The 20,178-nt window shown below is 69.8% G+C and carries 23 protein-coding genes; 21 read left to right on the top strand and 2 right to left on the bottom strand.

All coding sequences use genetic code 11. The annotated features are described in order from the left end of the window. On the bottom strand, positions 1-286 hold a 286-nt coding region (locus tag ACIY1X_RS13040; protein WP_399681029.1), incomplete at its 3' end, for a TCP-1/cpn60 chaperonin family protein. Positions 287-318: 32 nt separating this feature from the next. Then, entirely contained in the window at positions 319-609 is a 291-nt protein-coding gene (gene groES / locus ACIY1X_RS13035; RefSeq protein ID WP_038211938.1) for a co-chaperone GroES, read from the bottom strand. A 792-nt stretch (positions 610-1,401) separates the two neighbouring features. On the opposite strand from groES, the gene ACIY1X_RS13030 reads away from it, so the two are divergent. The 21 genes from ACIY1X_RS13030 (at position 1,402) to ACIY1X_RS12930 (ending at position 20,161) form a co-directional block, all read left to right on the top strand. Continuing rightward, positions 1,402-1,644 carry a flagellar biosynthetic protein FliQ gene (locus ACIY1X_RS13030; protein ID WP_399681028.1) on the top strand — a complete coding sequence of 81 codons (243 nt, stop codon included), beginning with the start codon at positions 1,402-1,404 and terminating at the stop codon, positions 1,642-1,644. A 75-nt stretch (positions 1,645-1,719) separates the two neighbouring features. Continuing rightward, a complete protein-coding gene (locus tag ACIY1X_RS13025; protein WP_399681026.1) occupies positions 1,720-2,481 on the top strand; it encodes a flagellar biosynthetic protein FliR in 762 nt (253 codons plus the stop codon). Then, a complete protein-coding gene (locus ACIY1X_RS13020; protein WP_399681024.1) occupies positions 2,478-3,569 on the top strand; it encodes a flagellar biosynthesis protein FlhB in 1,092 nt (363 codons plus the stop codon). Before ACIY1X_RS13025 ends, ACIY1X_RS13020 begins: the two co-directional genes overlap by 4 nt. Then, on the top strand, positions 3,566-5,656 hold the full coding sequence (flhA, locus tag ACIY1X_RS13015) for a flagellar biosynthesis protein FlhA (RefSeq protein ID WP_399681023.1): 2,091 nt from the start codon (positions 3,566-3,568) through the stop codon (positions 5,654-5,656). The genes ACIY1X_RS13020 and flhA overlap by 4 nt, the downstream gene beginning before the upstream one ends. A 16-nt stretch (positions 5,657-5,672) precedes the next feature. Next, complete coding sequence (locus ACIY1X_RS13010; RefSeq protein WP_399681022.1) at positions 5,673-6,500, top strand: flagellar hook-basal body protein; 828 nt, start codon at positions 5,673-5,675, stop codon at positions 6,498-6,500. A gap of 51 nt (positions 6,501-6,551) precedes the next feature. After that, complete coding sequence (flgG, locus tag ACIY1X_RS13005; RefSeq protein ID WP_399681020.1) at positions 6,552-7,361, top strand: flagellar basal-body rod protein FlgG; 810 nt, start codon at positions 6,552-6,554, stop codon at positions 7,359-7,361. Positions 7,362-7,411: 50 nt separating this feature from the next. Further along, on the top strand, positions 7,412-8,416 hold the full coding sequence (flgA, locus tag ACIY1X_RS13000) for a flagellar basal body P-ring formation chaperone FlgA (RefSeq protein ID WP_399681019.1): 1,005 nt from the start codon (positions 7,412-7,414) through the stop codon (positions 8,414-8,416). Further along, positions 8,413-9,015, top strand: coding sequence for a flagellar basal body L-ring protein FlgH (locus ACIY1X_RS12995; protein WP_399681018.1), 603 nt, complete (start codon positions 8,413-8,415; stop codon positions 9,013-9,015). The genes flgA and ACIY1X_RS12995 overlap by 4 nt, the downstream gene beginning before the upstream one ends. Before the next feature lie 83 nt (positions 9,016-9,098). After that, a complete protein-coding gene (locus ACIY1X_RS12990; protein ID WP_399681017.1) occupies positions 9,099-10,187 on the top strand; it encodes a flagellar basal body P-ring protein FlgI in 1,089 nt (362 codons plus the stop codon). Between the two features lie 49 nt (positions 10,188-10,236). Further along, entirely contained in the window at positions 10,237-10,635 is a 399-nt protein-coding gene (locus ACIY1X_RS12985) for a flagellar basal body rod protein FlgB (protein WP_399681016.1), read from the top strand. 50 nt (positions 10,636-10,685) lie between these two features. Further along, positions 10,686-11,141 carry a flagellar basal body rod protein FlgC gene (gene flgC, locus ACIY1X_RS12980; RefSeq protein ID WP_399681014.1) on the top strand — a complete coding sequence of 152 codons (456 nt, stop codon included), beginning with the start codon at positions 10,686-10,688 and terminating at the stop codon, positions 11,139-11,141. After that, a complete protein-coding gene (gene fliE / locus ACIY1X_RS12975; protein ID WP_399681012.1) occupies positions 11,138-11,479 on the top strand; it encodes a flagellar hook-basal body complex protein FliE in 342 nt (113 codons plus the stop codon). The genes flgC and fliE overlap by 4 nt, the downstream gene beginning before the upstream one ends. A gap of 55 nt (positions 11,480-11,534) precedes the next feature. After that, on the top strand, positions 11,535-13,043 hold the full coding sequence (gene fliF, locus ACIY1X_RS12970) for a flagellar basal-body MS-ring/collar protein FliF (protein ID WP_399681011.1): 1,509 nt from the start codon (positions 11,535-11,537) through the stop codon (positions 13,041-13,043). A gap of 20 nt (positions 13,044-13,063) precedes the next feature. Continuing rightward, positions 13,064-13,768: a hypothetical protein gene (locus ACIY1X_RS12965; RefSeq protein ID WP_399681010.1), complete on the top strand. Its 705-nt coding sequence runs from the start codon at positions 13,064-13,066 to the stop codon at positions 13,766-13,768. Between the two features lie 14 nt (positions 13,769-13,782). Then, positions 13,783-14,721 (top strand): FliH/SctL family protein, encoded by a 939-nt coding sequence (locus ACIY1X_RS12960; protein ID WP_399681008.1) that lies wholly within the window; start codon positions 13,783-13,785, stop codon positions 14,719-14,721. Further along, positions 14,718-16,163: a FliI/YscN family ATPase gene (locus tag ACIY1X_RS12955; protein ID WP_399681007.1), complete on the top strand. Its 1,446-nt coding sequence runs from the start codon at positions 14,718-14,720 to the stop codon at positions 16,161-16,163. Before ACIY1X_RS12960 ends, ACIY1X_RS12955 begins: the two co-directional genes overlap by 4 nt. Further along, complete coding sequence (locus ACIY1X_RS12950; RefSeq protein WP_399681005.1) at positions 16,160-16,666, top strand: hypothetical protein; 507 nt, start codon at positions 16,160-16,162, stop codon at positions 16,664-16,666. The genes ACIY1X_RS12955 and ACIY1X_RS12950 overlap by 4 nt, the downstream gene beginning before the upstream one ends. Then, the gene (locus tag ACIY1X_RS12945) at positions 16,663-17,577 is read left to right on the top strand and encodes a hypothetical protein (protein WP_399681003.1); all 915 of its coding nucleotides are present in this window, start codon (positions 16,663-16,665) and stop codon (positions 17,575-17,577) included. The genes ACIY1X_RS12950 and ACIY1X_RS12945 overlap by 4 nt, the downstream gene beginning before the upstream one ends. Beyond that, entirely contained in the window at positions 17,555-17,953 is a 399-nt protein-coding gene (locus tag ACIY1X_RS12940) for a flagellar hook capping FlgD N-terminal domain-containing protein (RefSeq protein ID WP_399681001.1), read from the top strand. The genes ACIY1X_RS12945 and ACIY1X_RS12940 overlap by 23 nt, the downstream gene beginning before the upstream one ends. A 73-nt stretch (positions 17,954-18,026) precedes the next feature. Then, complete coding sequence (locus ACIY1X_RS12935) at positions 18,027-19,214, top strand: flagellar hook protein FlgE (protein WP_399681000.1); 1,188 nt, start codon at positions 18,027-18,029, stop codon at positions 19,212-19,214. Next, the gene (locus tag ACIY1X_RS12930; RefSeq protein WP_399680998.1) at positions 19,211-20,161 is read left to right on the top strand and encodes a FliM/FliN family flagellar motor switch protein; all 951 of its coding nucleotides are present in this window, start codon (positions 19,211-19,213) and stop codon (positions 20,159-20,161) included. Before ACIY1X_RS12935 ends, ACIY1X_RS12930 begins: the two co-directional genes overlap by 4 nt. Positions 20,162-20,178 lie beyond the last annotated feature (17 nt).

Genomic DNA, 20,178 nt, shown 5'->3' with positions numbered 1-20,178 from the left:
CCAGCACGGTGGCGGTGGTGGTGCCGTCACCGGCGTTGTCGCTGGTCTTGGAAGCCACTTCCTTCACGAGCTGGGCGCCCATGTTCTGCAGCTTGTCCTTGAGTTCGATTTCCTTGGCGACCGAGACACCGTCCTTGGTCACGGTGGGGGCGCCGAAGGAGCGCTCGAGCACCACGTTGCGGCCCTTGGGGCCCAGGGTCACCTTGACGGCGTTGGCCAGGATGTTCACGCCTTCGACCATGCGGGCGCGGGCGTCGCCGCCGAAGACCACGTCTTTTGCTGCCATGTGTTTGTTCTCCGAAATTCAGGGGGGATTGATTACTTCTCGACGACCGCGAACAGGTCGTCTTCCTTCATGACCAGCAGTTCCTCGCCGTCGACCTTGACGGTCTGGCCCGAGTACTTGCCGAACAGCACGCGGTCGCCGACCTTGATGTTCAGGGCCACGAAGTCGCCCTTGTCGTTGCGCTTGCCGGGGCCGACGGCCAGGACTTCACCCTGGTCCGGCTTCTCGGCGGCGTTGTCGGGGATCACGATGCCCGAGGCGGTCTTGGTTTCGCTTTCAACGCGCTTGACGATCACGCGATCGTGCAGAGGACGAAGTTTCAATTGAATCTCCTGATGGAAATGAGACAGGTTGGAATCCGAGGGGAGGCGGTCCGCGAGGGGACCTCCCCGTCCACTTGGCGCCGGGTGCCAGAGCTTTGTTAGCACTCATCGCCAGCGAGTGCTAATCATACGGGCATTGCTGGCGCTTTCAAGCCCCCAGCGCGTTGTTTGATGAGTGCGGAGCGGCACTGATCTTTGGTCTATGTGCCATTCATCTTGGTTTTTTTGCAAAATTACCCGGATTTAATATGTTGTCTTGCGAATCGGCCTGGAGTTTCCTCCAGGCTCGCACTCAAGGCGGCCAGACGGGGGATTGAGACAAGATGCCGGAAGACCAGGAAGTGAGGAGAAGGCTTGCCGTTGAAGTGAGCGGCGATGCGAAGAAGCTGCAGTTCGATGCGACTAGAGATTTGGCTGACTGAATTACGGATGCTGCTTGGAGCAGTGCACGCACAGCCCGTACGCCAGCACGATGTGGCATGTGATCTTGACCATCAGCGATAGAAGTCGGAGGGCCAATCACTTTCAAGAAGCACCACTGCGCTCTGTGGCCATTTTGTTGGGTCGATGCAGCATCTCCCCAACTTTATGGAGCGAGTGCCGACTCTTAGGTGGCAGTTAACAGAAATACAGAATTGGTAACTAAACGTAGTGGCAAAATTCTTTCATCAAGAAGGGAGGGCATAGGCGCGGTGCAGGGCTGCTGGGCATGGGCGAGGCAGCGTCAAGGTTGAGTTAACGCATCGCCGATCACTGTCACCGCGACTTATGCATGCCGACCTTGCACTCAGGATGATGGTCGACCTGTTCTGGTCAGGCTTCGTGGTCTCCCTGCCAGTGCTCGGCACCGTGATGCTCGTGGGCATCCTGATCAGCGTGGCCCAGGTGGTCACGCAGGTGCAGGAGATGTCGCTGACCTTCGTGCCCAAGCTGTTTGCCGCGGGTGTGGTGCTGGTCCTGGGCGGGCCGTGGATGCTGCGCAAGCTGATGCAGTTCACCACGAGGCTCTGGCTGTCGATCCCTTCGATGTTCTAGGCGATGGGCGCACTTTTCTCCGTGCAAGGACTGGCGCCCTGGCTGGGCAGTCAGGCGCTGGGCTGGTCGCAGGGCGTGTTGCTGCTGTCGCTGCGGCTGGGCGCGTTCGTCGCGCTCAATCCGGTCTTCTATGTGTTGCCAATGCCCGCGATGGCGCGCCTGTTGCTCGTCATGGCGCTGGCGGTGCTGTTGAGCCTCGGACTGGGCGGTGACGCGCCGGTCGTGGCGACGGCCACGCTCATGCAACGGGCGATGGCCGAGCTGCTGCTCGGCGCCACGATGGCCCTGGGGGTGTTGCTCGCGTTCTCGGCCTTCTCCATCGCGGGCCAGTTGCTGGACGTGCAGATCGGCTTCGGCATCGTGCAGGTCTTCGATCCCGCGACGCAGCGCCAGGTGTCTGTGCTGACCTCCTTGATCCAGTACGTCGGCGTGCTGGTCTTCTTCCTGCTCGACGGCCACCATGCGCTGCTGCAGGGCCTGGCGTATTCCGTGGAGCGGTTTCCTCCGGGGCAGGTCTGGTCGCTGGGGGTCGCCGTCGAGCCGCTGATACGCCAGGCGGGCGGCATCTTCGCGCTGGGCTTTGCGCTGGCGGCGCCGGTGGTCTTCTGCGTGCTGCTCACCGAGTTCGCGCTGGGCGTCGTTGCGCGCAACCTGCCGCAGGTCAACATGTTCACACTGGGCATCCCCGTCAAGATCGTGGTGGGGCTGGTGGCGCTGTCGGTCTGGTCGTCGGGCATCGGCATCGTCATGGAGCGTGTCTACCGCAGCTTCGAGCCGGCCTGGACGGTACTTTTGGGCAGCGGCCCGGCTGGCCGGACGCAGGAAGGCGCGCGATGAGCGAGCAGGACCTGGACCGCAGCGAAGCGGCCACGCCGTTCAAGCTGCGGCGCGCGCGGGAAAAAGGACAGGCCGCGCGCAGCACGGACGCCGTGGGTGCGGTCGTCTTCGCCGTGGCGGCGGCCTACCTCGGCTGGAAGGGCGCAGATGAATTGATCCGCCAGTTCGTCGTGGATCGTGCCGTCCTGATCCACGCAGCGCGCGCATCATCGCCCCAGGCGTTGTGGTCGCTGATCGCGCAGGGCCTGCAGGCCAGCCTCCTGCAACTGGCGCCCTTCTTCGGGGCACTCATGCTGGCGGCCGTGTGCGGCAATGTGATGCAGACCGGCCCCATGCTGTCCTTCGAGCCCTTGAAGGCGGACTTCAACCGGCTCAACCCCGCGCAGGGCTTCAAGAAGATCTTCTCCATGCGCGTGCTGTTCGACGGTGCCCGCGCCTGCGTGAAGCTGGTGGTTCTCCTCGGCGTGGCGTTCCTGGCCCTGCGCGCACTGGCGCACCAGTTCTTCGCACTGGCCGCGCTTTCCCCGTGGGGCTATGCACGCGCCCTGGTGGACGACCTGTCCAGCCTGGCTTTCAAGATGGCCCTGGTCATGGGCATCGTGGCACTGGTGGATTGGGTCTACACCCGCCGCGAGTTCGCCAAGAAGATGCGCATGAGCCGCCGCGAGCTCAAGGACGAGATCAAGCAGCGCGAGGGCGACCCCCGCATTCGGGCGCGGTTGCGGGAGCTGCGCCTGGAAGCGCTCAAGCGCAGCAAGGCGCTGCGCAAGACCCGGGACGCGGACGTGCTCGTCGTCAATCCCACGCACCTGGCCATCGCGCTCAAGTACGAACACGGGCGCATGAGTTCACCGCAGTTGCTCGCCAAGGGGGCGGGCCACATGGCCGCCGCCATGCGTGACGTGGCCGCGCGCCATGGCATTCCGGTCGTGCGCAACGCCCCGCTGGCGCGGGAGCTGTTCCGTTCGCTCCCGGTGGACAGCCATGTCCCTCCCCAGCTGTATGCGCAGGTGGCCCGCATCATCGTCTGGGTGCTCGCCATGCGTGAGCAGCGGGGCGCGCCGCGCCCGAGCGGAGGCGCCGCATGAACGCGCTGCGCGCTGCTGTCGGCAAACACAGCGACATCGTCATGGTGCTGCTGGTGCTGGCCGTGCTGGTGGTGCTCTTCGCGCCCATCCCGAGCTGGACGCTGGACTTCCTGATCCTCACCAACTTCAGCTTCGCCTTCCTGGTGCTGCTGCTGACCTTCTACATGACGCGGCCGGTGGAGTTCTCCACCTTCCCGTCGCTGCTGCTGATCGCCACGCTGTTTCGCCTGTCGCTGAACGTCGCGGCCACCCGCCTGATCCTCTCCGACGGCGACGCCGGACGCGTCATCGCCGCCATCGGCTCCTTCGTGGTCGGCGGCAACTACGTGATCGGGCTGATCGTCTTCCTCATCCTGATCGTGGTGCAGTACGTGGTGGTCACCAGCGGCGCGCAGCGCGTCTCGGAGGTCGCCGCCCGCTTCACGCTGGACAGCATGCCCGGCCAGCAGATGAGCATCGATGCCGACCTGAACATGGGCTTCATCGACCAGGCCGAGGCGCAGCGCCGGCGCAAGAACCTGGAAAAGGAGGCGGGCTTCTACGGCGCCATGGACGGCGCGAGCAAGTTCGTCAAGGGCGATGCCATCGCCGGCATCATCATCATGCTGATCAACATCATCGGCGGCCTGATCATCGGCGTGATGCAGCATCAGATGCCCTGGCAGCAGGCGTTGCAGACCTACACGCTGCTGACCATCGGCGACGGGATCGTCACGCAGGTGCCGGCGCTGGTGATCGCCGTGGGCACCGGCATCATCGTCACGCGCTCCTCATCCGACAGCAACCTCAGCCAGGAGGCGCTCAGGCAGATCACCTCGTTTCCCAAGACGCTGCTGCTGGTGGCTGGTGCCCTCGGCGGACTGTTGCTGTTGCCGGGCATTCCGGCGATTCCCACCTTCGTGCTGCTGTGCGGCGTGCTGGTGGCGGCCGTCCTGCTGTACAGGGCGCGTGCGGAAGCCGTACCTGGCACCGAGGGCGGCACTGCGGCGCAGAACACCGACGCCGCGTCCATCGGTTCGAGGGCTGCGGAGGAGGGCGACCCCTATGCGCCTTTGCAGGTCGAGCCGATCGAGGTGCATTTGGGCAGCCAGTGGACGCAGGTGATCAACCAGCCCGGCAGCGCATTCATGGAGCGGGTGGGTGCTTTCAGGCAGCAGTTGGCGCTGGAGTTGGGCCTGGTGCTTCCCAGGGTGCGCTTCAGGGATGCTGCGAGGCTGGCGCCGCAACGCTACGAAATCCATCTGGATGGCGTCATGACGGGCAAGGGCGAGGCGCGCGCGGACCGCATCCTGGCCATCCATCCCAGCGGCGACACCCGCTCGCTGCCAGGCGAGCCGACCCGCGAGCCGACCTATGGGCTGCCGGCCCTGTGGATCGAGGAGTCGCAACGCGAGGCCGCGGCGCAAGCCGGTTTCACCCTCGTGGACGCCGGCACCGTGCTGATGACGCACCTGAGCGAACAGCTGCGCCGGGAATGCGCCAGCCTGCTGACCCGCTCGGAGGTGGACAAGCTGCTGACGCGCGTGCGCCAGTCGCAGCCGGGCCTGGTCGAGGAACTGGTGCCCACGGTGCTGTCGACCAGCGACATCCAGCGGGTGCTGCAGAACCTGCTGCGCGAGAAGGTCTCGATCCGACACATCGAGGCCATCCTGGAATCGCTGGCGGACGCCGGCCGCGCCACCCGTGACATCGGTGCGCTGACGGAGGCCGTGCGCCAGCGCCTGGGCCAGGCAATCTGCCAGAGCCTGGTCGGGGATGCCGGTGCGTTGCAGGTCATCACCATCGATCCCGTCCTGGAGAGCCAGTTCATGGAAAGCGTCCACGCGGCGGCCGCGAGCGCGAACCACTCGCTGGTGATCGAGCCGCGCCTGGCCGAGCGCTTCATCGGTCGGCTCGTGCAGCAGGCCGAACGCATGATGAAGAGCAACCTGCTGCCGGTGCTGCTGTGCGCGCCGGAGCTGCGGCGCCACCTGCGGGCGCTGTCCGAGCGGCTGCTGCCGCACCTGCGGGTGGTGTCGATGAGCGAGGTCCCGCACAACGTGGAACTCAAGTCCTTTGGTGTCGTCCAGGTCCAGTCCGGGCCGTGAGGAAAGGGGCGTTTCGATGATCGATGTACTGGCCGTCAGCCTGCAGGGCATGCAGCAGGACGCCTCCCGGCTGGAGCGCATCAGCGCGAACCTGGCCAACGCCATGACGCCGGGCTACAAGAGCGAGATCGTTTCGTCGCTGCCCTCTGTGGGCGCCACCTTGGCCTCCAGTGGAACCTTCGCCGGGGCCATTCAGGCTCAGCAGCACGCGCAGGCTGGTGCGCCGCTCCCCGGATCGACGGAAGGCGCGCCCCGCGCGCAGGCGGATATTGCGGATGGACTGCTCGTGCGGCCAGACCTGCGCCCTGGCACGCTGCGCGCCACCCGCCGCGCGCTCGACCTGGCGCTGGCCGGCCGGGGCTACCTGGAGGTGTCGACGGCGCAGGGGACCGCATACACCCGCCAGGGCGAACTCCAGATCGATCCGCGCGGTCGCCTGGTGACCCTGGCGGGCGGGCATCCCGTGATGGGGCTGGGTGGCGAGATCATGCTCAGCCAGCCCGACCCTGTGATCGACGCGGCAGGACGGGTCTTCGAGCGGCGCGCGGACGGGGCGATGGACACCGCGCCGGTGGCGCAGATCAAGGTCGTGGATGCCGGCGACAGCGCGATGCGCGCCCTGGGCGGCGGCTTGCTGGCCGCCCTCGGGGAGGAGCCCGTCGAGCTGCCGGAGACGCAGGTCCAGTTGCGCCAGGGCTATCTCGAGAACGCCAACGTCAATACGACGCACGAGATGGTGCAGCTCATCCAGACCGTGCGCCACTTCGAGACCCTGCAGAAAGTGGCCTCCGGCTACGACGAGATGCTCGGCGCCGCCGTGCGCCGGCTGGGCGACCTCGGGTAGCGGTCCGTTTTCACTCCGATATCTCGCACCACACACCGACTGAAAGACCCCATGTTCGACGCTCTCTACATCAGCGCCACCGGCATGCAGGCGCAGCAGACCAACCTGGACACCATCGCCAACAACCTGGCCAACGTCAACACGACCGGCTTCAAGAAGGCGCGCGTGGCCTTCACCGATCTGATGGTGCAGGAGGCCGCCCGGCTGGCGCCCGCACAGGACGAATCGGCCGCCGGCGCGGCACCGTGGGGCATCCTGGGCGGGCGGCTGACCGTCGGCGCCGGCGTGGGCGTGGCCGCCACGGCGCGGCTGTTCGAGATGGGGGACCTGAAGCAGACCGACTCGGCATTCGACGTGGCGATCCAGGGCGAGGGCTTCATCGAGGTGAACCTGCCCGACGGCACCAGCGCCTTCACGCGCGGCGGCACGCTGAAGATCAACCAGGACGGACTGCTGGCCAACTCGACCGGCTATCCCTTGAAGGCCGGCATCTCCGTTCCGGACAACGCGCAGGAACTGCTCATCGACGCGGACGGCAAGGTGCAGGCCGTGGTGCCAGGCCAGCTTTCTGCCGTGGACCTGGGGCAGATCGAGCTGGTGCGCTTCACCGGGCCCGAGGCGCTCACCGCGCTGGGTGATCAGCTCTACCGCTCCAGCCTGGGCTCGGGCGAGCCCATCGCCGCCCGCGCGGCCGAGGACGGCATGGGCAGCCTGGCTCAGGGTTTCCTCGAAGGATCGAACGTGAAGCTGAGCGAGGAGATGGTCAACCTGATGCTGGCGCAGCGCGTGTACGAGGCCAACGTCAAGGTGATCCAGGCAGCTGACGACATGCTGGGCATGGTCAACAGCCTGCGCAAGTGAACGTGCCGGTTGGCGTGCGCTTTCCTCCTATGGTGGTCTGCAGGGTCGCGATGCCGCGCCTTCGTCTGCTGGCGGTGATCGCGCTGCAGGCGGGTGCCGCCTGCGCCGCGCAGCCGCCCCAGGCGGGAACGCTGGCCCGCGGTACCCATGCGCGCATCGAACTGCGTCCCCACGTGCTGGCGCGCCCCGGCGTGGTCACTCTGGGCGACGTGGCCGACCTCACCACGCGCAGCCTCCCGCTGCTGAAGGCGTTGATGGCGCTGCCCCTGGGATCGGCGCCGCGCTTCGGCGCCTCCGTGAGCGTGGACCGGGAGGCCGTCCGGGATTGGGTGCGGCGGCGCGCGGGTGCCGGCATCGAGTGGGCGGGCGCGGCGCAGACCGTGGTGGAGAGCGCAGCGCAGGTGGTGGCCGGCGAGCGTGTGGCCGCTGCGGCGGAGCAAGGGCTGCTGCAATGGCTCGCGGCGCGCAGCACGCGCGCGCAGGTCCAGCCCGCCTCGCACGTCCGCGACCTGGTGCTGCCTCCGGGGCCGGTGGCCTTGAAGGTGCGCCCGCCCGCTGCGGATGCGGTGCCCACCGAGCGCATGCAGGTGTGGGTGGAGGCCTGGGCCGATGGACGGTTCGTGCGCAGCGCCGCCGTGAGCTTCGTGGTGGAAGCCTGGGCGGATGCGACGGTGGCCACCTCTACCCTGGCGCAAGGGGCGCCGCTGGATGCCGTCGTGCGCCACGGCGCCATGGAGGTGCGCCAGGTCGACATCGCGAAGGCCGGGCGCCAAGGCGGTGCGCTGGCCCTCGGCCGTTCGGATGCCCCGCAGCGCCTGCGGCGGGGCGCCAAGGCCGGACAGACGCTGGCCGCCGCGGATCTCGAGGCCGCGCCGGCGGTGGCGCGAGGCCAGTCGGCGAGCCTGGACGTGCGCCACGGTAGCGTCCTAGTGCAAAGCCAGGTCGAGGTGCTGCAGGACGGACGGGTGGGTGACTTGGTGCGCGTGCGCACCCACGCGGCACAGCCGCTCATGGCGCGGGTGGTCGCACCCGGCCAACTGGAGGTGGGGCCATGAAGAACCGCTTCGCGTCGATGCGGACCGCCGCCTCGCGGACCGTGGTGGTGACCCTGATGCTTGCCGCCGCGCCGGCCCTGGCCGAGAGCCTGTATGACGAGGCGCGTTTCCGTCCTCTCACGGCGGACAACAAGGCCCACCGGGTCGGCGATCTGCTGACCGTGCAGGTCTACGAGAACTCGTCCGCCTCCTCCACCGCCGACACCGGAACGCGGCGCAACAACGACATCACGGGATCGATCACGCATGCCAACGGCCGGCCCGTCGGCCAGCTAAGCGTGGGTATCTCGGGCGAGTTCGACGGCGGCGGTCGCACGCAGCGCACCAACAAGCTGCTGGCCACGTTGACCGTGGCGGTGCAGGAGGTGCTGGCCAACGGAGACCTGCGCGTGGCGGGCGAGCAGCTGCTGACGGTCAATGAGGAGCTGCAGAAGGTGAATCTGGAGGGGCGCGTGCGCGCCCAGGACATTTCCGATGGCAACGTGGTGTTGTCCACGCGCCTGGCGGACGCGCGCATCACCTACGTCGGCGAAGGCGACGTCAGCGACCGCGCGCGCCGCGGGGCGTGGCGGCGATTGATGGATTGGCTGGGGTTCTGATGGTGCAGTGGATGCGGGTCCTGGGGGCATTGACGGCGCTGCGTGAGCCGGGAGCGAAGAGGCTGCGGCGGGCGTTGTGTGCAGTGGCGTTGCTGCTGGTGGCGCTGCCTGCCTCGGCGGCCGATGCGATGCGTGTGAAGGACCTGGGCAAGCTGCGAGGCTGGCGCGACAACGCGCTGGTGGGCGTGGGGGTCGTGACCGGCCTGGCCGGCACCGGCGACTCGATGGCCAGCAAGACGACGCGCCAGTCGCTGGCGAACCTGCTGTCGCAGTTCAACCTCACGGTGCCGCCGGAGGCGATCCAGAGCCGCAACGTCGCGCTGGTCAGCGTGAGCGCGGCGCTGCCGACCTTCGCCCGGCCGGGCGACACGCTGGACGTCACCGTGAGTTCGACGGGCGATGCCCGCAGCCTGGTGGGAGGCACCTTGCTGATCACGCCGCTGAAGGCGGCCAACGGGCGTGTCTACGCGCTGGCGCAGGGCTCCCTCTCGGTGGGGGGCTACCGCTACGACGCCAACGGCAACGTCGTGCAGAAGAACCACCCGACCAGCGGCTCGGTGCCGGGCGGCGCGACGGTGGAAGTCGGCGTGAGCGCCGAGATGATGGACGAGCACCAGAGCGTGACCTTCGTGCTCAACGAGCCGGACTACACCACCGCCAGCCGCGTGGCGGCCGCGATCAACGGCCGCCTGGGAATGGGGCTGGCGCAGCCGCGCGACGCCTCCGGCATCGAGATCGCCGTGCCGCCGGGCCGTCGCGAGCACCTAGTGGGCTTCTTCGCCGACATCGAGAACGTGATGGTGCGGCCGGACCGGCGCGCGCGCGTGGTGGTCAACGAACGCACCGGCACGGTCGTCTCCGGCGGCGACGTGCGCATCTCGCGGGTGGCCATCTCCCACGGCGACATCAAGATCGCCGTCTCGCAGCACAACAGCGCCTCGCAGCCCTACGGGGTGTGGCAGGGCGGCCCCGACGTGCGCACGGCCATCGTGACCAACACCCGCGTCGACGTCGACGAGCAGGACGGCGGCCACTTCGTCGCCGGCCAGGACACGGTGGCCGATCTGGTCCAGGCCCTGGCGCGCATGCGGGTCAGCACGCGCGACGTGATCTCGATCCTGCGCGCGGTCAAGGCGGCGGGGGCGCTGCACGGGGAACTGGTGATCCAGTGAGCGGCATCGGCGGGATTTTTGAAGCGATCGACGAGGAGGGAAACGATCCATGACGGAAGGTCTTGAGGCCATCACGCGCCAGGCCGTGAGCTTGGCACTGGATGCGGCCAGCCTGCGCCAGCAGGTGAGCGCCGCCAACATCGCGAACGCCAACGTGCTCGGCTACGCGCCGCAGCGGGTGAGCTTCGAGGCCCAGCTGGCCGAGGCCCGGCGGACCCTGCGTGACGACGGCGCCATCGATCCGGCGTCGCTGGCGCAGGTGCGGCCCGTCATCGAGTTGGATGACGGCGCCGGCGCGGTGGTCGGCACCGCGGCCGGAGAGGGCGTGCGGCTGGACGTCGAAGCGGCGCAGATGGCCCGCAACGCCGTGCACTACCAGGCGCTCGTCAAGGGCCTGTCGCATCAACTGTCGTTGCTGTCGATCGCCGCCGGCGACGGACGCAGGTGAGGTTCGGCTTCATCCACGATTCACCATCAACACACCGATCGATCGACAGCATGGACTACAACGCAAGCTTTGCCATCAGCGCCGTCGGCATGGACATCGAGCGCGCCCGTGTCGAGGTGGCCGCGCTCAATCTGGCCAATGCCAACACGGTCCAGCAGGCCGGCCGGACCTACCAGCCACTGCGGGTGGTCGCGCAGGCCGTGGCGCCAGGCGGCGCCCCTGCCGCGGACTTCGCCACGCTCGTGGAGCAGGCCACCGGGCTGGCCGAATCGCAGGTGCCGCTTGTGAGCATCGAGGCCAGCGGCGCCGCGCCGCGGCGGGTGCACGAACCCGGCCACCCGCTGGCAGACGCGCAAGGCTATGTGAGCTATGCCGGCGTCGATACCGCCGCCGAGATGGTTCAGCTCATGAGCGCCACGCGGGCCTACGAGGCCAACGTGGTGGCCATGAACACTGCCCGGACGCTGGCGCTGCGTGCGCTGGACATCGGCGGGGGCAATGCATGAGCGCGCTCACGCCCCTGGAGGCCGCGGCGCTGTCGCCGCAGGCGCGTCAACTGCTGGCGGCGATGCAGGCCGCCGCGCCGGGTGCATCGGGCGTCGCGCCGTCGGCTTCGGAAACAGCCGGTACGTTCGGCGCGCTGGTGTCGCAAGGCCTGTCGCAGGTCAATGATCAGCTGATCGCCGGGCAGCAGGAGCTGCAGCGCCTGGCGCTGGGCGAGGGCGGCAGCTTGCACCGGATGATGATCCACATGGAGGAAAGCCGCATCTCCTTCCAGCTCCTGATGCAGGTGCGCAGCCGGCTGCTGGAAGCCTATCAGGACGTCATGAAGATGCCGCTGTGAAGACCGCGATCGCCTCCTCTCCTTCTGAGCGCGTAGGCACGCAGGGAGCGCGTGCATGAGCGAAGCCCTCGGATTCTGGCGCCGGCTGCCTGGCCGGGCCCGCGGTGGGCTCGTGACAGGCGCCGTCCTGATCGTCGCCCTCACGGTCCTGCTGGGCTGGTGGCTGTTGCGCATCGACTATCAGGTGCTCTTCACCGACCTCAAGCCCCAGGATGCCCAGGCGATGACGGCGGAGCTGGAGCGGCTGAAGATTCCTTATCGGCTGGGCGACGCCGGTACCTCGATCCTGGTGGATGGCCGGACAGTGCATGCCACCCGCATCAAACTGCTGGGCCGCGACGTGCCGCTACACGGCTCGGTGGGCCTGGAGCTGTTCAACAACAACGACTTCGGCATGACCGAATTCACCCAGAAGGTGAATTTCCAGCGCGCGCTGCAAGGCGAGATCACGCGCACGATCCAGTCCCTGGCCGAGATCCGCGACGTGCGGGTGCTGCTGGCGATGCCGGAGCAGGGGCTCTTCAAGCAGGCGACGGCGCGGCCCAAGGCGTCGATCTCGCTGTCGCTGCGGCCGGGCCGAACTCTGCGGCCGGAGCAGATCGTCGGCATCCAGCGGCTGGTCGCCGCCGCCGTTCCCGGCATGGCCATCCAGGACGTCACGCTGGTGGACGACAGCGGGGTGGCGCTCACGCGGGCGGACGCCGGCGAAGGCGGCACGGCCGGCATGGGCGGCCGGCTCGACCTCAAGCGCGACACGGAGGCGTACCTGCAGCGCAAGGTGGCCGAGGTGCTGGACCGCAGCTTCGGCCCCGGCCAGGCGCTGGGCAGCGTGGACGTGACGCTGAGCATGGACCAGGTGCGCACCACGACCGAGGATGTGCTGCCGGCGCCCGTGCGCGGCGGCCTCCAGTCCACCGGGGTGATCGTCCGGGAAAAGGAAGTCCTGCGCGACGCGGCGGGCGCGCCGCAGCGCGCGGTCGACAGCACGCAGCGCGGCTCCGGCTCGCAGCGCGACACCGAGTACGCGGTCGGCCGGCGGGTCGAGCAGATCGTCGGCCAGCCTGGCGCCATCCGGCGCATCCACGTCGTCGCGGTGCTGCGGCGGGCGCTGGATGCGGCGGAGGAAGACAAGTTGCGCGCCGTCCTGGCCGCTGCGGTCGGCGCCAGCCTGGAGCGGGGCGACTCGGTGGTGGTGCAGACGCTGGGGGCTTCAGGTGCCGGCACGCAGGCCTCGCCTTCCGCAGCATCCCTCCAACCGAACGGCGCCGGCGGGCCGCCCCTCCGGCCTGCAGCCGATGCCGCTGCGGCACCACCCGCCTGGTCTGTTGCGCTGCCGCCGTGGCTGGGCCCTGCCGTCGTCGCGCTGGTGGCGGTGCTCGCCTTGCTCTGGCTGCGGATCCGGCGGCGCGATCGGGAGCGGCCCGTGGCGCCGGCATCGCCGCGGACCCTCTCGGACGAGGAACGGGCGGCTGCCCTGGCCCGGGTGCGGGCGTGGCTGGACGCGGACGAGGCGACACGACCCGGCAGTGTGGCATCCCCAGCCGATCTGGGGGTGCGGCCATGAGGGGCGCGCCGCCTTCGGCCATGAAGACGTCGAACCCAGCGACGTCCAAGGGCATGACCGCGTCCGCGCTGGCGTCGATGGCGACGTTGCCGGCCATGGCCGATTCTGCGGCCCAGCGCCGGGCGGCCTTGCTGCTGCATTCGATGCAGGACGAGGACCGGCGCTGGCTGCTTGCTGCGCTGCCGGTCGAGGCACAGGGTGCGCTGGCGCCCCTGCTGGCCGAACTCGGCGCACTCGGCATCGAGCGCGATGCCCAGGTGTTAGAGGCGGCCATCCGCGAGGTGCCGGCGCGGACGAGGCAGGTGGACATCCTGCAAGCGAACCAGGGGCTGGCGGGTGACCGGCGGAAGGGCGCCGCGCCATGGCAAGCGGACGAAGCCTTCTTGCTGGCGCTGGATCGCGATGGCATCCGCTTGCTCGCCGGCCTGTTGCGTGAGGAGCCTCCCACGCTGGTGGCGCATTTGCTGCAGGCACGGCCATGGCCCTGGCAGGAAGCGGTGCTGCTCGGGCTCGATGACGCGGCACGGCGCCTGGTGCGCGAGCAGTGCGGTGGAGATGGCTCATCTGGCGCACCAGAGGCCGGCGCTGCCTTGCGTCAGGCCGTGCTGCGCGCCGTGGCGGCCAGACTGCGCGATGCTGTCCGGCAACCCGTGGCGCCGAGGGCGCGGTGGTGGTGGAACCGGCGGTGGCGTGCGCGTGTGCAACCGGCCCGCGTCGAGGCTTGAGGGACGGCGCAGCCATGCACGCCAACCCGTCTTCGGTGCCTCCCACGGCCTATGGCCGTCCTTCCGTGCGGGCGGACGTGACGACCGCGCCGGCGTCGTCGGCCGACGCACATGTGCTGCGCCAGGTGGAATGGACGGATACGCCATGGGTGCTGGGGCGGCCCGGCCCGGCGCCGGGTCAGGCTGGCGCGTCTCCGGCAGGAGACAGCGCGCGCACGACCCATCACCCGGGTGCTGGCGAAGACCCAAGTCCCGCCGTGCCGCAGGAATCCGACGGCGATCGCGCGGGCTACGAGGAGGGGTTGCGCCGCGGCCTCGAGGAAGCGCGCGCCCAGGCGGCCGAATTGTTGGCACGCGAACGCGAGGCCATGGTTGGCGCCCTGCAGGAGCAGGCAGCGGCCGCGCGGCAGGAGGCCGAGGCGCGTTGGCGCGAGCAGGTCGAGCAGCAGCAGCAAGAGGCCGGCGCACGCCTGGCCGAGCGGTGCGGGCGATTGGACGGTCTGCTGGCGGCGCTGCAGTCGCAGCTGCAGCACAGGCTGGCGGCGGCCGAGGACGATCTGCTGGCGTTGTGTCACGCCGCGGTGTGCCGCATGCTGGGCGCGGAAGGGCTGAGCGTGCAGGCGATGCGCTCGCACGTGCAGCACGCGCTGGCGCAGGCGGCAGGGGACGAAGCGCTCGTCGTGCTGATGCACCCGGACGATCTGGCGCTGCTGGAGGCCGCGGTGCAGGAGGGGAGCGCTGCCGGCGGCACCCACGGCATCGGCGAGCCGGACCGGACGCATCTGCGCGCCGTGCAGTGGCGCGCCAGCACGGATGTGGCCCTGGGTGGATGCGTTGTGCGCGGTGCGTCCGGCGGCCTGGACGCGCGGTGGGAGACGCAGTTGCAGCTGCTTCGCGAGACGCTGCTGCGCGTGCGGGCGCAGCGCGTTTCCATGCGGGAGCCGGCCGCATGAGCATGCATCCCGCCATGCCGCGCGAAGGAGAGTCTGCCGCAGCCGCGCAGGCCGGCCTCACGGCGGGCCTGCACGCCTATGCCGAGGCGGTGTCGCGGGCGGCGCTGACCAGCCCGTTGGGCTGGGTGCGCGAGCTCCAGGGGCTGGCCGTGGACGCCATCGGCCCGGACGTGGGGATCGGCGAGCTGTGCCAGATCGAGCGCCGGGGCGACGCGGGGCCGGCCGGCCACGAGCAGGCGGGCGTGCTGGCGGAGGTGGTGGCGCTCAAGCCGGGGCGCGTGACCCTGATGGCCTATGGCGGCCTCGACGGGGTGGGCATCGGATCCGAGGTCCGGGCGCTGGGCGCGCGCGCCCAGGTGGCGGTCGGCGACGCCCTGCTGGGGCGGGTGGTGGATGGCTTCGGCCGGCCGCTGGACGGCGGGCCGGCGCCCCTCACCTCGGCGATGCGTCCGCTGCGCGCGCCGGCCATCAACCCGATGCAGCGCCCGCCGATCGAGCGGACGCTGGAGACCGGGGTGCGCTGCATCGACGGACTCCTCACCCTGGGGCTGGGCCAGCGCGCGGGCATCTTCGCCGGCAGCGGCGTCGGCAAGAGCACGCTGCTCGGCCTGATGGCGCGCCACATGGGCGCCGGCGCCACGGGCTCGGCGGCCACAGGGGACATCAACGTCATCGCCCTGATCGGCGAGCGCGGCCGCGAGGTGCGGGAGTTCATCGAGCGGCAACTGGGCGAGGGGGGGCTGGCCCGCTCGGTGGTCGTCGTCGCCACGGCCGACCAGCCGGCCCTGGCCCGCCTGCGTGCGGCCTACGCTGCGCTGTCCATCGCGGAGTATTTCCGTGACACGGGACGCCAGGTCCTGCTGACGATGGACTCGGTCACACGCTTCGCGATGGCTCGCAGGGAAGTCGGCCTGGCGGCCGGGGAGCCGCCGACTGCGCGCGGCTACACCCCCTCGGTGTTCGCGGAGCTGCCGGAGCTGTGCGAGCGCTGTGGCACCGCGCCGGGCGGCGGCTCCATCACGGCGCTGCTGACCGTGCTGGTCGAGGGCGACGACCTGAACGAGCCCATTTCCGATGCGCTGCGGGCGATCCTGGACGGCCACATCGTGCTGTCGCGACAGATCGCGCACCAGGGCCGCTACCCCGCCATCGATGTCCTCAAGAGCGCCAGCCGGCTGCTGCCCTCGCTGGCGTCGCCGGCCGAACGCGATCTGGCGATGGAGGCGGTGCGGCTGCTGGCCGTGCTCGAGCGCAATCGGCCCCTGGTGGAGATCGGGGCCTACGAGGCGGGCAGCAACGCCGAGCTGGATGACGCGCTTGCCAAGCAGGAGGCGCTGATGGACTGGCTCAAGCAGCGCGAAGGCGGCGCATCGCGCGCGGCCGCGCTGGAAGCGCTGGCATCCATCGTGGCGCCGAGTCCCGAGCGGGGAGGGGGCCGATGAAGGGAGAAGCCGCCATGCAGGCGCAGGCGAGCGATGTGGACCTGCGGGGCTTTCGCTACGCACTCGAACCCGTCGAGCGCCGCCAGCGCTGGCAGCTCGATGCGTTGCAGCGTCGGTTGGCGCTGCAGCAGACGCAACTGGCGCAGGCCCGGCAGGGCGCGCAGGACCTCGAGGACGAACGCCAGGCAGTGGCCGCGCGTGCGGGCTCCGTTCAGGGACAGCGCATCGATCCCCAGTCGAGGGGCCGCGCGCTGGCCTACATGCGCCGCCTGGCGCAGCAGCACCACGACGCCCTGGAGCGGGTGGACGAGCTCGACGCGGCGTGTGCGCAGGCACGCAGCGACTGCATCCAGGCGCAGCTGCGCCTGCAGGGGCTGCAGGCGCACCGCGCCTCGGCGCTGGCCGAGTTCGCGACCGAGCAGCGCCAGCGCGAGGCGGGCGAGCGCGACCGGGAGTGGCTGGCGCGTCGCCGCGCGCCTGCCGCGGTGAAGGAGAACCCATGATGGCGCCGGACATGAAGGGCATCGCGGCGGCCGCGGGCGCGAAGCCGCGGTCGAGTGCGGCCGTGCCCAATGATCCGTCGGGGCTGCAGCGGCAGCTCTGGCTGCAGGAGGTGGAGCGCGCGCAATCGTCCGCCTGGTTTGCATCGTCACCCACGGCCGCTGCTGCGGCGCCGCCCGCGCCCACGCAGACACCCCCCGCGCGGCCGCCGTCGCAGCCTGCAGTGGTCCGGACACCCGTGGGGCGCGACGGATCCGGATCCACGCGGAACCATCCGGCCGCGTCACCGCGGCCGGTGGTGCCGGAACCGCTCCGGTCCGCCGAACCGGCTTCCGGCCTGCCGTCCGGGCCGGCGGGTGCGTCCGGGCCGATCCGGGGGCTGGCGGAGACCGCTGGCGAGCGCGTTCGCGGCGCGAACGGCGATGGCGTTGCCGGAGGTGACAAGCACGCCTTGCCGCTGCCGGCCCTGGCCGCCGGGATCCGCGAAGCGCTGCGCGATGCCATGGCGACGCGGGCGGTGGCATGCGCTCCCCACGCGGCGGCCGCTGCGCCGGGCGTCCCCGGGCCGGCAGCACGGCCAGCGGGTTCGCCGATGCAGGTGCGCGTGCACGTGGAGTCGCGCGGATCGGCGCTGTCGGTCTGGCTCGGTGTGCCGCAGGGGGAGGAGGGCCCGGCTCTGCCACAGGCGCCGGACGAACTGCTGCGCCAGGTCCGTGCAGGCCTGGGCGCGCGCGGCGGCCAACTGGCCCAACTGGTCGTCAACGGGCGTGTCGTCTGGCGTGGCGCCGGGCGTGACGACGGCTGGCCGCCGCCGCTGGCCGGCGAAGGCGTGCCCTTCCCGGTGCAAGCCGCGATGTCGCATCTGAATCTGTTTGACAAGGAGAAAGCCAATGGCGATCGATTCCGTGAGTAGCCTGGGCGCCGGACTGCAGTCCAGCAGCCTGGGCATGCAGGACTTCCTCAAGATCCTGCTGACGCAGCTGACCTACCAGGATCCGCTCAAGCCCATGGACAACCAGGAGTTCATGGCGCAGATGGCGCAGTTCACGAGCCTGGAGCAGACCCAGCAGCTCAACAGCAAGATCGAGACGCTGATCACCAACCAGGCGGCGCTGCAGTCGGTGGGGCTGATCGGCCGGACAGTGGACGTGGTCACCAGCGCAGGCACGCTGACGGCGACGGTGCAGTCGCTGTCGTTGGTTGGGAGTGCCCCGATGCTGTCCGTCCAGACGGCCGCCGGCGCCACGCTGGACAACATTTCGCTGAGCCAGATCTCCGCGGTGCGCTGAGGCGGGCGCTCGCGGGTCCGGCCCCTTGCAGACGATCCATTGATCCATTTCATCACCCCGGAGGGAAGCATCCATGCTGGATTCCATCTACGTCGGCATGACGGGCCTGTTGAGCTATTCGCAGGGCCTGCGTGTCATCGCCAACAACACCGCCAACATGAACACGCCCGGCTTCAAGGGGTCGGTGCTGCAGTTCTCGGACCTGGGCTACACGCAGCAGCATCTGGGCGGCCCGGGCGCAGGGACCTCGACCCAGCTGGGCTTCGGCGTCAACACGCTGGGCACGCGCCTGTCCTTCGCGCCTGGCGAGATGCGGCAGACGGACAACGACCTCGACCTGGCCGTGGACGGGCAGGGCATGTTCGTGTTGCGCGAAGACGATGGGACGCTGAGCTACACGCGTGCGGGCCAGTTCCAGTTCAACACCGACGGCGTGCTGGTCAACCAGGCGGACAAGCTGCCGGTGATGGGCTATGACGCCGCCGGCAACCTGGTGATGATCTCCCTGGCCGGCCAGATGACCCATCCCGGCAAGCCGACCGCGCGCGTGAGCTTCACGGGCAACCTCTCCAGCACCGCCACGGAGCAGACCGTCGGCAGCGTCAAGGTCGTCGACGCGGCTGGCGGCGAGCACACGCTGTCCGTGAAGTTCACCAACACCGCCTCCACCGAAGCCGGGACCTGGAAGGTGGAACTCATGGACGGCAGCACGAGCGTGGGCTCCGGCGTGATCGCCTTCGTGGATGGCAAGCCGGTTGCGGATCGGTCCAGCGTGGCGATCACCTACAAGCCCGCGGGTCTGGCCGAACAGGCGCTGACGCTGGATTTCGGCACGGACGTCAGCTCCTTCGCTTCGGGCAACCTGTCCACGCTGGCGATGAAGACGCAGGACGGCGTGGCGCCCGGCGCGTTGACGGGTGCGACCTTCGATGCCTCGGGGCGGCTGGTCATGCGCTATGCCAACGGCCAGACCCGGCAAGGACCTGCGCTGGCACTGGCGCGCGCGGAGTCGCCCGACGCCGTGGGGGCCGAGGGAGACAACCGCTTCCGGATGCTGGACCCGGCCGCCTGGCGCAGCGGCACGGCAGGCGCCAACGGCTTCGGCAGTGTGCGCAGCCGCACCGTGGAGGTGTCCAACGTCGACCTGTCGCGCGAATTCAGCGACCTGGTCGTCATGCAGCGAGGCTACCAGGCCAGCTCGCAGGTCATCTCCACGGCCAACGAGATGCTGCAGGAACTGTTCCAGATGAAGAGCAAATGAACGCCGCCGCACCACCAGCCCCCTTCTCTCCGGGCGCGTCGCCGGCTGTCTCGGCGCTGCTGGACGAGCGCGAAGGTGCGCGCGCCTGCGACCTCGTCGCCTGGACAGACGAGCACAAGCGCCTGCTCGGCCAGGCGTTCGAGGACCTGCAGCATGCCTGGCAGACGCAGTGGTGCATGCCGGCCATGGAGGGGCCGGATGGCCGGGCGCCTGTCGTGTTGCGTGAAGCGGCGCAACGCGCCGGGCAGGACGGGGATGTCCACGCTGCACGACCCCGCTGGGGCTTCGTGCCCCCTCGACACGCATCCTCCGTGCAGCAGTCGGCGCCGCGGCCCGACGATGCCGCCGCGGCGCAGCATGCGGCGTGCGTGCGCGCCCTGGCCTCACAGATGTTCGGGGTGGATGCGCGGCGGGCCGACAAGCACGTGATGGCCATGGACGTGGCCGATGCGGCGATGTCGGATTGGCTGGAACGGCTGCAGGCCTGGCTGGGCGTCCAGCCCATGCCCGATGCGGGGTTGCAGGACGCTTCGCCGGCGCAGGCCGCCGGCAGCCCCTGGTCGGGCTGTCTGCAATTGAGCGCGCCCTGGTGCGGCGGAACGTGGTTTGTGTGCTTGCCGCAGACGGCCGTGCGCCATGCCCTGGGCCCGGCCGCCGGGGTGCGTCCCCGCGTCGATGCGCTCCGGCCAGCAACGGCAGACCTGGGTGCGGCCATCGCGGGCGAGGCCGTGGGGCTGCGTGTGACGCTCTCGGACATCCAGCTGAGCCTGCGCCAGCTGCAGGACCTGCGCCTGGGGGATGTCGTCACGCTGCCGCACGCCCTGGACCAGCCGGCGGGGGTTTTCCTGCAAGGCGGCACGCCGCTGTGCCGCGGCTGGCTCGGCCGCCAGGGAAACCACGTCGCCGTGGAGCTGGCCGAAGCAGCCTCGGCTTCTGCGGCACGCTGAGTGCACCCGTCGTTGTC

The organism is Xenophilus sp., assembly GCF_044462705.1.
Classification (GTDB): domain Bacteria; phylum Pseudomonadota; class Gammaproteobacteria; order Burkholderiales; family Burkholderiaceae_C; genus Xenophilus; species Xenophilus azovorans.
Note: the sequence above shows the minus strand (reverse complement) of the source record. Positions and strands in the feature narration are given on the sequence as shown.

Coding starts and splice junctions, on each gene's coding strand:
- ACIY1X_RS13030 (WP_399681028.1), top strand. CDS start 1,402: ATGATGGTCGACCTGTTCTGGTCAGGCTTCGTGGTCTCCCTGCCAGTG.
- ACIY1X_RS13020 (WP_399681024.1), top strand. CDS start 2,478: ATGAGCGAGCAGGACCTGGACCGCAGCGAAGCGGCCACGCCGTTCAAG.
- flhA (WP_399681023.1), top strand. CDS start 3,566: ATGAACGCGCTGCGCGCTGCTGTCGGCAAACACAGCGACATCGTCATG.
- ACIY1X_RS13010 (WP_399681022.1), top strand. CDS start 5,673: ATGATCGATGTACTGGCCGTCAGCCTGCAGGGCATGCAGCAGGACGCC.
- flgG (WP_399681020.1), top strand. CDS start 6,552: ATGTTCGACGCTCTCTACATCAGCGCCACCGGCATGCAGGCGCAGCAG.
- flgA (WP_399681019.1), top strand. CDS start 7,412: ATGCCGCGCCTTCGTCTGCTGGCGGTGATCGCGCTGCAGGCGGGTGCC.
- ACIY1X_RS12995 (WP_399681018.1), top strand. CDS start 8,413: ATGAAGAACCGCTTCGCGTCGATGCGGACCGCCGCCTCGCGGACCGTG.
- ACIY1X_RS12985 (WP_399681016.1), top strand. CDS start 10,237: ATGACGGAAGGTCTTGAGGCCATCACGCGCCAGGCCGTGAGCTTGGCA.
- flgC (WP_399681014.1), top strand. CDS start 10,686: ATGGACTACAACGCAAGCTTTGCCATCAGCGCCGTCGGCATGGACATC.
- fliE (WP_399681012.1), top strand. CDS start 11,138: ATGAGCGCGCTCACGCCCCTGGAGGCCGCGGCGCTGTCGCCGCAGGCG.
- fliF (WP_399681011.1), top strand. CDS start 11,535: ATGAGCGAAGCCCTCGGATTCTGGCGCCGGCTGCCTGGCCGGGCCCGC.
- ACIY1X_RS12965 (WP_399681010.1), top strand. CDS start 13,064: ATGAAGACGTCGAACCCAGCGACGTCCAAGGGCATGACCGCGTCCGCG.
- ACIY1X_RS12960 (WP_399681008.1), top strand. CDS start 13,783: ATGCACGCCAACCCGTCTTCGGTGCCTCCCACGGCCTATGGCCGTCCT.
- ACIY1X_RS12955 (WP_399681007.1), top strand. CDS start 14,718: ATGAGCATGCATCCCGCCATGCCGCGCGAAGGAGAGTCTGCCGCAGCC.
- ACIY1X_RS12950 (WP_399681005.1), top strand. CDS start 16,160: ATGAAGGGAGAAGCCGCCATGCAGGCGCAGGCGAGCGATGTGGACCTG.
- ACIY1X_RS12945 (WP_399681003.1), top strand. CDS start 16,663: ATGATGGCGCCGGACATGAAGGGCATCGCGGCGGCCGCGGGCGCGAAG.
- ACIY1X_RS12940 (WP_399681001.1), top strand. CDS start 17,555: ATGGCGATCGATTCCGTGAGTAGCCTGGGCGCCGGACTGCAGTCCAGC.
- ACIY1X_RS12935 (WP_399681000.1), top strand. CDS start 18,027: ATGCTGGATTCCATCTACGTCGGCATGACGGGCCTGTTGAGCTATTCG.
- ACIY1X_RS12930 (WP_399680998.1), top strand. CDS start 19,211: ATGAACGCCGCCGCACCACCAGCCCCCTTCTCTCCGGGCGCGTCGCCG.